11 protein-coding genes, 1 other RNA gene and 1 riboswitch are annotated in these 14,939 nt (G+C 37.2%); of the genes, 6 read left to right on the forward strand and 6 right to left on the reverse strand.

What is annotated here, in order from left to right:
* Window positions 1-46 precede the first annotated feature (46 nt).
* Window positions 47-247: riboswitch (cobalamin riboswitch) on the reverse strand.
* A 133-nt stretch (window positions 248-380) separates the two neighbouring features.
* From clpB to C8N28_RS12090, 4 genes are all read left to right on the forward strand, one after another.
* Window positions 381-2,972 (forward strand): ATP-dependent chaperone ClpB, encoded by a 2,592-nt coding sequence (clpB, locus tag C8N28_RS12075; protein WP_132225269.1) that lies wholly within the window; start codon window positions 381-383, stop codon window positions 2,970-2,972.
* Window positions 2,973-3,036: 64 nt separating this feature from the next.
* A complete protein-coding gene (locus C8N28_RS12080; protein WP_132225271.1) occupies window positions 3,037-5,508 on the forward strand; it encodes an ATP-binding protein in 2,472 nt (823 codons plus the stop codon).
* Between the two features lie 83 nt (window positions 5,509-5,591).
* A complete protein-coding gene (gene rnr / locus C8N28_RS12085; protein ID WP_132225273.1) occupies window positions 5,592-7,715 on the forward strand; it encodes a ribonuclease R in 2,124 nt (707 codons plus the stop codon).
* Window positions 7,716-7,727: 12 nt separating this feature from the next.
* Window positions 7,728-8,720: a polyprenyl synthetase family protein gene (locus C8N28_RS12090; RefSeq protein WP_246012816.1), complete on the forward strand. Its 993-nt coding sequence runs from the start codon at window positions 7,728-7,730 to the stop codon at window positions 8,718-8,720.
* Window positions 8,721-8,795: 75 nt separating this feature from the next.
* Here the strand turns inward: C8N28_RS12090 and rpmA are convergent, their stop codons facing one another.
* The 3 genes from rpmA to C8N28_RS12105 form a co-directional block, all read right to left on the reverse strand.
* Window positions 8,796-9,158: a 50S ribosomal protein L27 gene (rpmA, locus tag C8N28_RS12095; RefSeq protein WP_132225275.1), complete on the reverse strand. Its 363-nt coding sequence runs from the start codon at window positions 9,156-9,158 to the stop codon at window positions 8,796-8,798.
* A 42-nt stretch (window positions 9,159-9,200) separates the two neighbouring features.
* Window positions 9,201-9,512 carry a 50S ribosomal protein L21 gene (rplU, locus tag C8N28_RS12100; RefSeq protein WP_132225277.1) on the reverse strand — a complete coding sequence of 104 codons (312 nt, stop codon included), beginning with the start codon at window positions 9,510-9,512 and terminating at the stop codon, window positions 9,201-9,203.
* 95 nt (window positions 9,513-9,607) lie between these two features.
* Window positions 9,608-10,105, reverse strand: a complete 498-nt coding sequence (locus C8N28_RS12105; protein ID WP_246012817.1) for a hypothetical protein — start codon at window positions 10,103-10,105, stop codon at window positions 9,608-9,610.
* Between the two features lie 134 nt (window positions 10,106-10,239).
* Between C8N28_RS12105 and rnpB the strand changes: the two genes are divergently transcribed.
* Window positions 10,240-10,622, forward strand: an RNA gene (gene rnpB, locus C8N28_RS12110) — RNase P RNA component class A.
* Between the two features lie 85 nt (window positions 10,623-10,707).
* On the forward strand, window positions 10,708-12,132 hold the full coding sequence (locus C8N28_RS12115; protein ID WP_132225279.1) for a sigma-54-dependent transcriptional regulator: 1,425 nt from the start codon (window positions 10,708-10,710) through the stop codon (window positions 12,130-12,132).
* On the opposite strand, the gene C8N28_RS12120 is transcribed toward C8N28_RS12115, so the two are convergent.
* The 3 genes from C8N28_RS12120 to gap form a co-directional block, all read right to left on the reverse strand.
* Entirely contained in the window at window positions 12,129-12,692 is a 564-nt protein-coding gene (locus C8N28_RS12120) for a YqgE/AlgH family protein (protein ID WP_132225281.1), read from the reverse strand. The two genes, C8N28_RS12115 and C8N28_RS12120, sit on opposite strands and share 4 nt — an antisense overlap.
* Before the next feature lie 64 nt (window positions 12,693-12,756).
* Window positions 12,757-13,842 (reverse strand): dipeptide epimerase, encoded by a 1,086-nt coding sequence (locus C8N28_RS12125; protein ID WP_132225283.1) that lies wholly within the window; start codon window positions 13,840-13,842, stop codon window positions 12,757-12,759.
* A gap of 101 nt (window positions 13,843-13,943) precedes the next feature.
* Window positions 13,944-14,939, reverse strand: a complete 996-nt coding sequence (gene gap, locus C8N28_RS12130; RefSeq protein ID WP_132225285.1) for a type I glyceraldehyde-3-phosphate dehydrogenase — start codon at window positions 14,937-14,939, stop codon at window positions 13,944-13,946.

Consider the following 14,939-nt stretch of genomic DNA (forward strand, 5'->3'; position numbering starts at 1 on the left):
ATGAATATATCAAGCTGAATCTGGCTTCAATCCCCGAAAGCCTTTATACAATTCATTTCATTAGGCAGGTTTTCTGACTTGCTCCTCCCGATCTAGCCTTCCCATTCATTTTGAGAAACAAACAGTGGCAATAATTAGATCTGATTAATAGAGCTTACAGCTGCGGGACAGTTTTGGATTTTCACCAAATTCCCTTTTAATAAAGTATGATATTTAATCATCTTTAACCAAATGCAATGCAAATATAGAATAAAGAAAGACACAAAGCTTAAACTCAGACATTTTTTCATTCACTACTGAGTTCTATCAGCCATTATTTCAGCTAATTTCAAACTATCCATGATGGTATATGTTTTGATATTAGAAAAGAAAAAGATACTATGAATCTTAATAACTTCACAATAAAAGCACAGGAAGCTATTCAAAAAGCCTCCGAAATAACAATAGGAAATCAACAACAGGCAATTGAACCGGCGCACCTTTTGAAAGCTTTACTTATTGTAGATGAAAATGTTATTAATCATTTACTAAAGAAACTTAATGTTAACGTTAATCACTTAAGTGATTTGTTAGACACACAAATTAATAGCTATCCAAAAGTAAGCGGAAGCAATGTTTATTTGTCCAATTCAAGCAATTCCATTCTTCAAAAGGCTCAGTCCTATTTAAAAGAATTTAAAGATGAATTTGTATCCGTAGAGCATTTACTTCTTGCTATACTGGATTCAAACGATAAAGTCTCTGGTTTATTAAAAGATCAGGGAGCAACGGAAAAGGATTTAAAGACGGCAATTACTGAATTAAGAGGAAATAGCAGAGTAACCAATCAGAACGCCGAAGCTACTTATAACGCTTTAAATAAATATGCTCGTAATTTAAATGAGTATGCAGAATCAGGTAAGCTTGATCCTGTCATTGGGCGCGATGAAGAAATAAGGCGCGTCATGCAAATCTTATCACGCCGTACAAAAAACAATCCCATATTAGTGGGTGAACCCGGTGTTGGTAAAACAGCTATAGCAGAAGGCATAGCGCATAGAATCATCAAAGGCGATGTACCGGAAAATCTAAAAACCAAAACTGTATACTCCTTAGATATGGGCGCATTAATTGCCGGAGCCAAGTATAAGGGTGAATTCGAGGAACGATTAAAATCAGTTGTAAAAGAAGTAGCTGAAAGCGATGGAGAGATTATCCTGTTTATTGACGAGATTCATACTCTTATAGGTGCTGGTGGTGGAGAAGGTGCCATGGATGCAGCAAACATTTTAAAGCCTGCATTGGCCAGAGGTGAGCTTAGGGCAATTGGAGCTACCACTTTAAACGAATATCAAAAGTATTTTGAAAAAGATAAAGCTTTAGAACGTAGGTTCCAGATCGTTATGATTAATGAACCTGATACACAAGATGCAATATCGATCCTAAGAGGTCTGAAAGAACGCTATGAAACGCATCACAAAGTTCGTATCATGGACAGTGCCATTATAGCTGCTGTAGAGCTCTCTCAACGCTACATTACAGACCGTTTCTTGCCAGATAAAGCAATTGATTTAATGGATGAAGCTGCTTCTAAATTGCGTATAGAAATGGATTCAGTTCCAGAAGCTGTTGATGAAATCGAGCGTAAGATTATGCAGCTCGAAATAGAAAGGGAAGCTATTAAGCGTGAAAAAGATGAGAAAATGGTTAAAGAACTAAGCCAGGAGATCTCAGACTTAGTTGGCGAACGCGATTCCTTAAGAGCTGCCTGGCAAAGCGAGAAATCTCTTGTTGATCAGATCAACCAGGAGATGCAGAAAATTGAAGATTATAAATTGGAAGCAGAACAGGCTGAACGTGCAGGTGATTATGGCCGTGTTGCTGAAATTCGTTATGGCAGAGTTAAAGAAGCTCAAGACAACGTAACAAAATTCAAAAAAGACCTGGAAGAATACCAATCAGAAAACAGGATGCTGAAAGAAGAAGTAACTGCAGAAGATATTGCTGGAGTTGTTTCTCGCTGGACGGGAATTCCTGTGACCAGAATGGTTGAAAGTGAACGTGAAAAGCTTCTTAAACTAGAAGAAGAGCTGCATAAAAGAGTTGCAGGGCAATCGGAAGCTATTGATGCAATTGCCGATGCTATACGCCGCTCCCGGGCCGGACTGAGTGACAAACGCAGACCCATTGGTTCATTTATATTTCTAGGAACAACGGGTGTTGGTAAAACAGAATTAGCGAAAGCATTAGCGGAGTTTCTATTTAATGACGAGCATTTAATGGTTCGTATAGACATGAGTGAATACCAGGAAAGACATTCTGTTTCAAGGTTAATTGGAGCCCCTCCAGGATATGTGGGCTATGAAGAAGGTGGTCAACTGACTGAAGCTGTTCGAAGACACCCTTATTCAGTAATTTTACTCGATGAAATAGAAAAAGCACACCCGGATGTTTTCAATATCTTACTTCAAGTGCTGGATGATGGTCATTTAACTGATAATAAAGGGCGATTCGTCAATTTTAAAAATACCATCATAATAATGACTTCTAATATCGGCTCTCACCTTATTCAGGATAATTTTACCGATTTAAATGAGTTTAATCGTGAAGAAGTAATCGCTAAAACCAGAAATGAAGTATTTGAACTCTTAAAGAAATCCATTCGACCAGAGTTTCTCAATAGAATTGATGAGGTAATTATGTTTACTCCGTTAAGCCGTGATGAAATTGCAGAAATAGTTGCTTTACAATTCAACAACCTACAAAAGCAATTAGCTGAGATGGGAATCACAATTGAGGCAAGTCCGGAAGCTTTAGACTGGTTAGCACAATTAGGTTACGATCCTCAATTTGGGGCCAGACCGCTTAAACGGGTGATACAGAAAAGAGTATTAAACGAATTATCGAAAGAAATATTAGCCAATAAAATAAATAAGGATAGCAACATAAAACTGGATGTATTTGATAATAAATTCGTTTTCCTGAATAATTAACGGCTCAACTATTCGTTAAAATTAATAAAGGCACATTTATTGTGCCTTTTGCATTTACAACAGAATGGATAATAACACAAAAAATCAATCCGGCTCCAATGTATATCAAAAGGTAGTATTTGTTATCATCTCCTGCGGTATCGCATTGGGTTTAGCATATTTTATCAGCAAAGTTGCTTTCGATGAAATGCTAAATAAGGTGAATATAATTTCTACACCAAACGAAAAACTTCGCTTGGTGAGCCGTATCTCGCGTGATATATTACAAATAGATCAGGTGCAGAGAGCTCAGGTTTTAAATCATAAAGACTATAGCGGCTTTGCAAACGAATCTAACTTTATACTCCAATCGCTAGACACACTAAAAGGTCTGTATTCTATCAATAGTTTACAGAGTAAACGTATTGATTCCATTCGAGTTTTACTAAATGAACGAGATAAACTATTCAATTCTTACATCCAGGTAAGAAGAAACTTAGTAGATAATCAAGCTTTCTCAAATCAAATTAAAAACATTAGTTCCTTAATTCAAGAGGTCCCTAAGAGCGATAGTAAGATCATTACTACTGAAAAAAAGGTTACAACAAAAACGATAGACCCTTCCACTCAAGTCGATGACCGCGGATTCTTTGCCAAGCTTTTTGGTGTTAAGAACAAACCTGAAAGCAATGCTCAAGCAGACGTTCCACAAACGGTTCACGAAGAATTAAATGTTAAAATAGATACGATAGAGAATGTTCGTGATGAAAATACGGAAGCTAAAATAGATCAGGCCATTCAGGCCCTGGAAGCTAAACAAAGACAAAAAAGTGCAACATTTATAAACCACGAAACGGAATTAACCCTGGCAGGAAATATCCTGGTAAGTGACATGTTCAATATCCTGCATGAAGTAGAACAGGAAGCTATGCACCAAATGGAGTTTGAGAACCTGGAGGCCAGAACCGTGGTAAATCAAAGTGTAAGACGGATTAGCTTTATCTTACTATCTTTCTTTCTGATCTCTGCGGTATTGATCTATTTCATATTAACCGACTTAAGAAAAGGAACCAATTACCGTCTGGCGCTCGAAAATGCCAAGAATGCGGCCGAATACCATGGTGCTGCCAAGCAACGCTTTCTATCAAACATGAGTCATGAATTGCGTACGCCCCTACAATCGATAATTGGATATGCCGAACAATTAAAATACGCCAATAAAGACGCAGAGAAGATCAATGTTATATACCAATCGTCACAACACTTATTGCAAATTGTAAATGAAGTACTGGATTACAACCGCATTAATTCAGGTAAATTTAATTTTCAGAAAGAAGTACTCAACCTACAGGATCTTGCAGAGGAAGTAGCTACAGCCATGCGTCCGCAAGCCAAACAAAAGAATATAGAACTTAATCTTTCAACACGGATCGCGGGTGATGGATTGGTACTAGGTGATGCATTCCGTTTAAAACAGATCTTATTTAACCTGGTTGGGAATGCAATAAAATTCACAGACCATGGAGAAGTTCTATTACAGGTTACATCCACAGATTACGGTACAAATACTGATATTAATTACCGCATTCAAGATACCGGTCCAGGAATCCCAGCGGAAGATATTGATAAAATATTTGATGAATTTGAGCAATCCACGAACTCAGACTCAGGCATTCATTTTGGTAATGGATTAGGACTATCTATTGTAAAAACCTTAGTTAAGGCAATGAATGGCCAAATAGATGTAAAAAGTATTTTAGAAAAGGGTTCTGTTTTCACAGTAACCTTTAGTTTACCAACAGCCTCATTAGATCAAATTGCTCTTCCTGCCCTTCCAACATTAAAACCGGCATCTTCTTTCAAAAATACAGTCTGGTTGATAGACGATGATAACTTTATCCTGGATCTCTGCCATAGTATCTTAAGCAAGTATGGTATTGATCATCGGTATTTCCAATCACCTAAAGATGCATTGGATCACTCCTTTGATGAAAACCTGAGTCATATTTTCACAGATATGCGTATGCCCGAAATTAATGGCAAGGACCTCTATAAAAAACTCCGGGAGAAATATGATGGCTCAGTAAAAATCATTGCTTTCACAGCTCAGGCACTACCAGAAGAACGAAAAGATATTCTTTCATTCGGGTTTGATGGACTTCTTTTAAAGCCTTTTAAAGAAGCTGACCTGTTGGAAGCCTTAGGAATATTTGTTAATAGAAACGACTTTGTTATAGATGAAGATCAACTAGTTAAAGATAATCTGGAAGAACTGGATAAAGAATGGATTATCAAGCTCTTTACAAACGATACTGAAAAAGATTTAAAGGAATTACATGATAGCTTTCATTCTAAGAACCACGATAAAACCGAACTACTTATTCATCGCATGGCAGGAAGAACAGCACAATTGGGAGGAGATCATATTGCCTTTAAGCTTAGAAAGATGGAAATCGATCTCAGAAACGGAGAATCAATCACCTTACATCAAATAAAAGAAATCGATAATCTATTACAGCAGTTCATCTTAGACATTCATAAAAAAGAAATGTCCTAAGCATTTTATTTTCATAAAACCTTTTCTAAAATAATTGTTTTTATCTTAGCAGATAAAGCATTCCTACGTCCAATTTAACTCAAATGGCAAAAAATAACACATTTAAAAATATTCTCACCCAACTGATTACCGAAGTCTTACAAAAATCCGGTAATCAAGCTTTGAATTACAAGCAAGTAAGTGCAAAACTGAACTTGCCCGATCAAGACTCAAAGATGGGGATACAAGAAATCCTAAAAGCGGGTACTCGCTCAGGTATATTCAAAGAAGTAGCCAAAGGAAAATATATTCTTAAAGAACTGCGGACTGTACTTACCGGCAGAGTGGATATGACTGCTGATGGATCAGCTTATATTGTCACAGACGATGAATTTGAAGACGACATCTACATCGCTCCCAGAAAACTTAGAAACGCTCTCCATGGTGATATTGTAAAAATTCATGCCTATGAAAGTAAGCGTATAGGAAAGAAGGAAGGTGAAGTAGTAGAAATCGTAGAAAGAGCTCGAAAAAGTTTTACAGGAGTGCTCAAAGTGTCTCCACGTTTCGCTTTTCTAATTGCTGATGATCGTAAAATGCTTCATGACATCTTTATTCCTATTGAAGATTTAAATGGGGCTAAAGACGGTGAAAAAGTAGTAGTAACTATTACCGACTGGCCTGAAGGAAGTAAAAACCCGGTTGGAAAAGTTACTGACATACTCGGTGCTCAAGGAGAGAATAACACCGAAATGAATGCTATACTTGCTGACTACGGCTTTCCTTTATCATTTCCTACTGCCGTGGAAAAGGAAGCTGAAGAACTATCTGCACAAATACCTGCTGAGGAAATAGCAAAAAGAAAAGATTTTAGAAATAAATTAACCTTCACAATCGATCCATTTGATGCCAAAGATTTTGACGATGCTATTTCTTTCGTACAACTTGAAAATGGCAACTACGAAATCGGTGTGCACATTGCAGATGTTACGCATTATGTAAACCCGGATACAGCCTTAGATCATGAAGCCTTTGAACGAGGAACCTCGGTGTACCTCGTGGATCGAGTAATTCCAATGTTGCCAGAAAGGCTTTCAAATAATCTATGCTCTTTAAGGCCCAATGAAGATAAGCTTTGCTTTTCAGCCGTTTTCGAACTAGATGAAAAAGCAAATATTCTATCTGAGTGGTTCGGAAAAACAGTTATTCACTCTGATAAACGTTTAAGCTATGAAGATGCCCAAGAGCTGATTGAAAGCAAACAGGGTGAACTAAGCCAAGAATTAGAGCTCTTAAATAAATTGGCCTACATTATGCGTGATAAGCGCTTCAAAAGTGGTGCTATCAGCTTTGAAACAGCTGAAACAAAATTCCATTTAGATAAAAATGGAAAACCACTAGGAGTATATGTTCGAGAACGCAAAGACGCGCATAAACTCATTGAAGATTATATGCTTCTGGCGAACAAAAAGGTAGCTGAATTTATCGGAAAAAATCATAAAGGCAAAAGCAAACTAACTTTCGTTTATCGTGCTCATGATGTCCCAAAAGAATCCAGCTTGCTTAATTTCGCTCAATTTGCAGCTCGCTTCGGTTATAAAATAAACATGACGTCTAGCAAAGAAACTGCCCACTCCTTAAACCATTTAATGGAAGAAGTGGAAGGCACGAAAGAGCAGAATGTTCTTACCCAACTGGCTATCCGTTCCATGGCAAAGGCAATCTATACTACCAAAAGTACCAGTCATTATGGTTTAGGTTTTGATTACTATACTCATTTCACTTCTCCTATTCGTAGATATCCAGACATGATGGTACATCGCTTGTTAGAACATTATCTCGATAATGGTAAATCCGTAAGCGAGGAAGCCTATGAGAAAATGTCCGTACATGCGTCTCAAATGGAAAAAAGAGCTGCGGATGCAGAAAGGGCTTCCGTAAAATATAAACAAGCAGAATATCTGTTAGATCAAATCGGAACTGAATATATAGGAATTATCTCGGGTGTCACAGAATGGGGTATGTACGTTGAAATTGAAGAGAATAAGTGCGAAGGAATGATTCGACTGCGTGATATGACTGATGACTTCTATGCTCTTGATGAAAAGAACTATGCAATCATCGGCCAACGGAAAAAGAAAAAATATCAATTAGGCGATGAAGTTCGGGTAAGAGTTAAGAACGTAGATCTAACAAAAAGACAAATAGATTTTACCTTAGTATCATAAAAGTTTAGCTTTGTGCTTTTGACAGAAACTATGCAGGAGGTTAAGCTTTATCAAGATATTATTAATGAAGGTTTAAGAAATATTAAATTTCCAGAAAAGCCGGTAGATCTATACGAACCCATTCAATATCTATTAAGTATAGGTGGTAAAAGATTAAGACCAGCTTTGACACTTCTATCAGCCGAAATGTTTGATTGTGATGCTCATGCAGCTCTTCCTACCGCAATGGCAGTTGAAGTATTTCACAATTTCAGCCTGATGCATGATGATATTATGGATAAAGCTCCTTTACGTCGTGGGAGAGCAACTGTGCATGAAAAGTGGGGCACGAATACCGCTATTCTTTCAGGAGACTTTATGCTTATTCAGTCCTATCAATTCATTTCACAAAACGACCCTGCAGTCTTGCCATCCTTATTATCTGTTTTTAATCGCACAGCAGCCGAAGTATGTATGGGGCAACAATTTGATATGGACTTTGAGAAAAGCACCAACATCAATATCTCAGACTATATTGGAATGATCCGATTAAAAACCGCTGTTCTTATCGGAGCTGCTCTGCAATTAGGTGCTATTGTTGCAAAAACAGATAATAACAATGCAAATCTTCTATACCAATGCGGAGAAAACTTAGGAATTGCATTTCAATTACAGGATGACCTCCTAGATGTTTTTGGAGACAGTGCTAAATTCGGAAAACAAATTGGTGGAGATATCCTCGAAAACAAGAAAACATTCTTACTCCTAAAAGCACTGGAATTAGCAAACGAAGAAGACAGGCTTGAAATTCTATCCTGGTTAAATAAAAAAGAATATAACCCTGCAGAAAAGATCTCTTCCATCGTTAACCTATACAACAAGCTAAATATACAAAGCTATATTAAGCAAGAAATGAACCGATATACAGACATGGCTTTCTCTGCCCTGGCTGAAATCCCGATCGCAGAGAACAAAAAAGAACCTTTACACCGATTGGCTGAAACCTTATTAGTACGTAATCAATAATTCAATTCCTACATAACAGAAAAGGCTCAATTCATATGAATTGAGCCTTTTCTGTTATGTATAAGCTAGTGCTACTTATTCTGCAACAGGAGCTTCTGCTTTAGCAGCTTTAGTTTCTTTCTTTACAGCAGCAACTTTAACTTCTTTTTTCGCAGCAGGTGCTGCTTCAACAGTTTCAGGTTGTGCAAAAGGAATTACAGAAACGTATGATTTATTATCTGCTTTCTTTTTGAAAACAACTTTACCATCAATCATTGCAAAAATTGTATGATCTTTTCCTAAACCTACATTTTTATCAGGATGATGCTTAGTACCACGCTGGCGAACAATAATGTTTCCTGCAATAGCATCCTGACCTCCAAAAATCTTAATACCTAATCGTTTACTATGCGACTCACGGCCGTTCTTAGAACTACCCGCACCTTTTTTATGTGCCATTTTTTATATTTTTTTGGTATAAAATACCCGTTTTACAATCAATTATAATGAAATACCTGTAATTTCTATTTTAGAAAATTGTTGGCGGTGACCATTTTTCTTTTTATAGCCTTTACGACGTTTTTTCTTGAAAACGATTACCTTATCTCCTTTTAAATGTGACAAAATTTTAGCTGAAACCTTAGCACCTTTTAACGAAGGAGTTCCTACGCTAAATTTGCCACCATCTTCTGCTAACAATACATTGTCAAATTCAATACTAGCGCCTTCTTCTCCTTGTAAGCGATGTACAAAGATTTTTTGGTCTTTTGCAACTTTGAATTGCTGTCCGGCTATATTTACTATTGCGTACATTGTTAATTAATTAAATTGATGAATAAAATGAAGCGCAAAGCTAAGAATTTATTCTTCCTCTACAAAAAATATTATCGATTTGTTTTTAGGCCTGATTAACGATCTTGTGCATCGTTTAATAAACGCTGCATCTCCCCTACCAGAGACTTAGCCGCATCCAATAATTTAGGGTTCCCGTTATAATTAACATCCACCAACATCTGCTTACTCTTCTCCTTATAATTGAATTCTACATAGAAATGAGTTGATTTCTGAGCATCCTCCGGATTATCTGTCGAGGTCATATCATCCGGGAAATTCCAGAAACCCAATTCAGCTGCCTTATGGTGAATATAAATAAAGTCATCCTTATTTAAATGCACGGTAGTACTTACCAAAGAGTCACTTGCATTTAAATATTGATAGGTATTAGTCCTTGAGTCAAACTGGTTTATTAAATTAGTCCCTTCACCATACTTAAACACGATAGACTCCAGATCATAAGAACGATACGGCGCATTTTGAATCATTTTACTGTAGTAATAAACACAATAGATAAAGAACGATCCAAAAATAGATAAACTAAGAAAAATGGTCTTTGCGCGGTTGCTCATAAAGAAAAATTAAAATAATAAACGCAAAAATAGCTATTTAACCACAGCTTCACAACAAATCTGTTGAGACTCCATCTCAATTGCAGGTATTACTAAAAATCTCATTAATTTCATATCTTTGAATAAAACAATAAAAAGCAAGCTGAGCTGTCGCCGTAACATCGTGTTAAGGAGGAAAGTCCGGGCAACATAGAGCATCTCGCTTCCTAACAGGAAGGCAGTTGTAAAAGACTGACGGAAAGTGCCACAGAAAATATACCGCCTGCTTACATGTAAGCAGGTAAGGGTGAAAACGAGAGGTAAGAGCTCCCGGTTGTGTGTGGTGACACGCATGGCGGTAAACCCCGAGAGTTGAAAGGTCAAATAGGTTTCAAATCGGGAGTTGCTCGCTCCCTTTGCCATCGGCAAATTTGAAACGGGTAGACCGTTAGACCTTGCTAGCAATGGCAAGGCTAGATAAATGACAGATAAAGAATCAAATCTAAAACAGAATCCGGCTTATAGGCTTGCTTTTTATTTTAATAATATTGTTGCATTCTTACCCATTAATATTTATTCTTGCAAATAGTTTTGTGTAATATAAACCTTAGAATCCTGTATAAATGTCAAACAAGAAAAGCGGTACTAAAGTCTTAATCATTGATGATGAACGTGCAATTCGTAGTACTTTACGAGAAATTCTTGAATACGAAAATTATATTGTTACCGATGTAGATAATGGAATCGACGGTTTAGAAGTTATCAAAAAAGATAATATCAGTTTGGTATTATGCGACATCAAGATGAGCCGAATGGATGGAATGGAAGTTCTGTCTGAAGCTTTAAAGATCAAACCAGATCTACCCTTCATTATGATTTCCGGTCACGGAACCGTAGAAACAGCTGTAGAAGCAAGCAGAAAAGGCGCTTATGATTTTATATCAAAACCACCCGATTTAAATCGCTTGTTAATTACAGTACGCAATGCGCTGGAACGTGGCAACCTGGTTACAGAAACCAAAGTTCTTAAACGCAGAGTTAGCAAAACCCGGGTAATATTAGGAGAGTCTGAACCTATCAACCGAATTAAAGAAACCATTGACCGGGTGGCTCCAACAGAAGCACGTGTTTTAATTACCGGTGCAAATGGAAGTGGAAAAGAATTGGTTGCCAGGTGGTTGCATGAAAAATCAAACCGATGCGATGCTCCTCTTATTGAAGTCAACTGTGCTGCCATTCCATCCGAACTCATTGAAAGTGAACTTTTTGGTCACGAAAAGGGGTCATTTACTTCGGCTGTTAAGCAACGGATCGGAAAATTTGAGCAAGCTCATAACGGAACCCTCTTTTTAGATGAAATCGGAGATATGAGCCTATCTGCGCAAGCAAAAGTATTGCGTGCTCTTCAGGAAAATAAAATCACACGTGTAGGCGGAGAAAAAGAAATAGAAATTAATGTTCGTGTAATTGCTGCTACAAACAAAGATCTGCTTCAGGAAATAGAGAATGGCACATTCCGAATGGACTTATATCACCGCCTGAGTGTAATTTTAATTAATGTTCCGCCTCTTGCTGAACGTAGTGATGACATTCCTATTATTGCGAAAGAATTCTGTTCAGAAATATGCTCTGATTATGGAATGCCAGAAAAGAAACTGGCACCGGATGCTATAGAAGCTTTAAAGAGTTTACCGTGGACAGGGAATATTCGTGAACTAAGGAACATGATTGAGCGCTTAATCATATTAAGTGACAAGGTAATTACTCAGAATGATGTAATCATTTATGCAAATCCATCATCTGCACATCATAACAGCAATACTAGTCCAAGTCATAGCACTCCGCCTTCTCAAAATGGTCAGTCTGAAATCGATTACGATAAATTCGAATCATTTCAGGATTATAAAGACCAAACCGAGAAAAACTACATAAAATACAAGTTAGAAAAGAATGCCTGGAACGTGTCAAAAACTGCTGATGATATAGAAATTCAACGCAGTCATCTTTACAGCAAAATAGAAAAATACGGATTAAAGCGCGACAACTAATTCCACATTGGATTTTTAGGAAATTGGGCTATATGCGCATATTTAGGACCTAAATTAACAACCACTTCTTTCCATAAGTTCTCTTCATCATTCACAAAAATGATGTCGCTGTTAAAACTATTGCTTACTATCCAGGTATTTTCTTGAAGTTCCTGATCCAATTGACCAGCAGTCCAGCCAGAGTATCCTAAAAAGAATTTAATCTCATCTTCTTTAATGGAATTACTCGCTATCAATACCTTCAGCACTTCAAAATTACCACCCCAATAAATATTATCGCCCAGGTCAATACCACTATTCAACCGATCATAACATTTATGAACAAACTGAATAGAATCATGCCCCACCGGTCCGCCAATAAAAACACGGAAGTTGGCATTAGGAATATCTTCCATTACATCACTTAAAATTAATTCTGATGGTTGGTTAAGCACCCACCCTATTGTACCTGATGAATTATGTTCGCCTAGAAGAACAACAGAGCGATTAAAATTAGGATCAAGCATAAACGGCTCCGATACTAATAAACTTCTAATTTGAGGTTGAGTTTTGTTAATCATTTAAAGCGATTTATAGGTTGAAGGTATCACAATGATCTTATAAAAACAATACACAATAAAAAAATTACAATATACGAACTCCAATCCCGGGTCTTTCAGGAAGTTTTATTTTTCCATCCTCAATCCACATTCCCTCGTACAAGTCATTGGAAATCAATAAAGCCCCATCCAGATCAGCCCAGTCTACCACAGGAGCCAATTGAGCCGCTGCACTAATTGCACACGATGTTTCTGTCATACAGCCAAGCATAACTTTTAACTCCAATTCTCTGGCAAGCTCTACCATCCTTTTCGCTTCACGTAAACCGGTACACTTCATCAATTTAATGTTAATACCTGAGTAAACACCTTTTGCAAAATGAACATCACTTAATCGCTGAATGGCTTCATCTGCAATGGTAGGAATAGGGCTTCGTTCAGTAAGCCAGGCATTATCATCTACCTGCTCTTTAGGCATGGGCTGTTCTATAAAAACAACTCCCTTCTCTGCCAGCCAATAAGCCATTTCCAAAGCTTGTTCTTTATCCTTCCAACCTTGGTTTACATCGACACAGATCGGTGTATCTGTCAATTCCCTGATCGTATTAATCATCCTTCTATCACTATCCAAACCTAACTTAACCTTTAACAATTTATAAGGCTCCGCTTCGGCTACCTTCTTTCTTACAACCTCTGGCTCATCAATTCCAATTGTAAAAGACGTATTGGGTGTGTTTTCCGGATTATATCCCCAGATACGATACCAGGGCTGTCCCACTATCTTACCCAGCAGATCGTGTAATGCAATATCAACAGCTGCCTTTGCAGCTGTATTCCCTGTTTTTATATGATCTACATAGGTCAGGATATCATCTGTTAAGAACGGACTATCAAAAGAGGAAAGATCTACCTTTTCCAAAAAGCTTAAAACACTTTCATGACTCTCTCCCAAGTAAGGAGGCATCGATGCTTCTCCAAAACCAATATAATTTTCAAAAGCCAATGCCACCAAAACCACCGGAGTAGATGTACGAGAATTACTGGCTACTGTAAATACATGCTTTAATTCAAGAGAATAGGGCTTATAATACAAGGTGAACTTACCCATTTTCCGGGTAAAACCATCTTTAAACAAACTCTCTGAATGTGAATTATCTAACAGATTAACCATCTCTTTTTCGAAGCTATAAACGAAACAATATTACATAAAAAAACACCGAAATATTCGGTGTTCTCATTTATACTATTTAATAATTAAAGAAAAATCAATAATTATTTTATTGCGCCTACTTCTTGAACAAGCTCAATTAATTTATTTGAATAACCCCACTCGTTATCGTACCAAGCAACAACTTTTACGAAAGTGTCAGTTAAAGCGATACCTGCTTTTGCATCAAAGATACAAGTACGTGCATCTCCTTTGAAATCTTCAGATACTACTTCTTCATCTGTATATCCAACAATACCTTTCAATTCTCCTTCTGAAGCATCTTTAAAAGCTTGTTTAATTTGCTCATAAGTAGTTGAAGTTTTCAATTTAACGGTTAAGTCAACAACAGAAACGTCAGCAACAGGAACACGGAAAGACATACCGGTTAATTTTCCTTGAATTTCAGGGATAACTAAACCAACAGCTTTTGCAGCACCAGTAGATGAAGGGATAATGTTTTGGTAAGCTCCTCTACCACCTCTCCAATCCTTTTGAGAAGGACCATCAACAGTTTTTTGAGTAGCAGTAACTGCGTGAACAGTAGTCATCAAACCTTCAACAATACCGAAGTTATCGTTCAATACTTTCACCATTGGTGCAAGGCAGTTTGTAGTACAAGATGCATTTGAAACAATAGTTTGGTCGGCTCTTAATTCTTTGTTATTAACACCCATAACGAAAGTAGGCGTATCATCTTTTGCAGGAGCAGAAAGAACTACTTTTTTAGCGCCGGCGTCGATGTGTTTTTGAGCTGCTTCTTTTGTTAAGAAAAGTCCTGTACATTCTAATATAACTTCAGCACCAACTTCATTCCATTTTAAGTTTCCTGGATCTCTTTCTGCAGTTACACGAATAGTTTTACCATTTACTACTAAATGACCGTCTTTTTCTTCAACAGTTCCTTTAAAACGACCATGTGTTGAATCATATTTCAACATATAAGCCATGTAGTCTGGAGATACCAGGTCGTTGATTCCAACAACCTCTACACCACGTTCTATTGCAGCTCTAAAAGCTAATCGTCCGATTCTTCCAAATCCGTTAATTCCAATTTTCAT

It is taken from the genome of Albibacterium bauzanense (assembly GCF_004339765.1).
Classification (GTDB): domain Bacteria; phylum Bacteroidota; class Bacteroidia; order Sphingobacteriales; family Sphingobacteriaceae; genus Albibacterium; species Albibacterium bauzanense.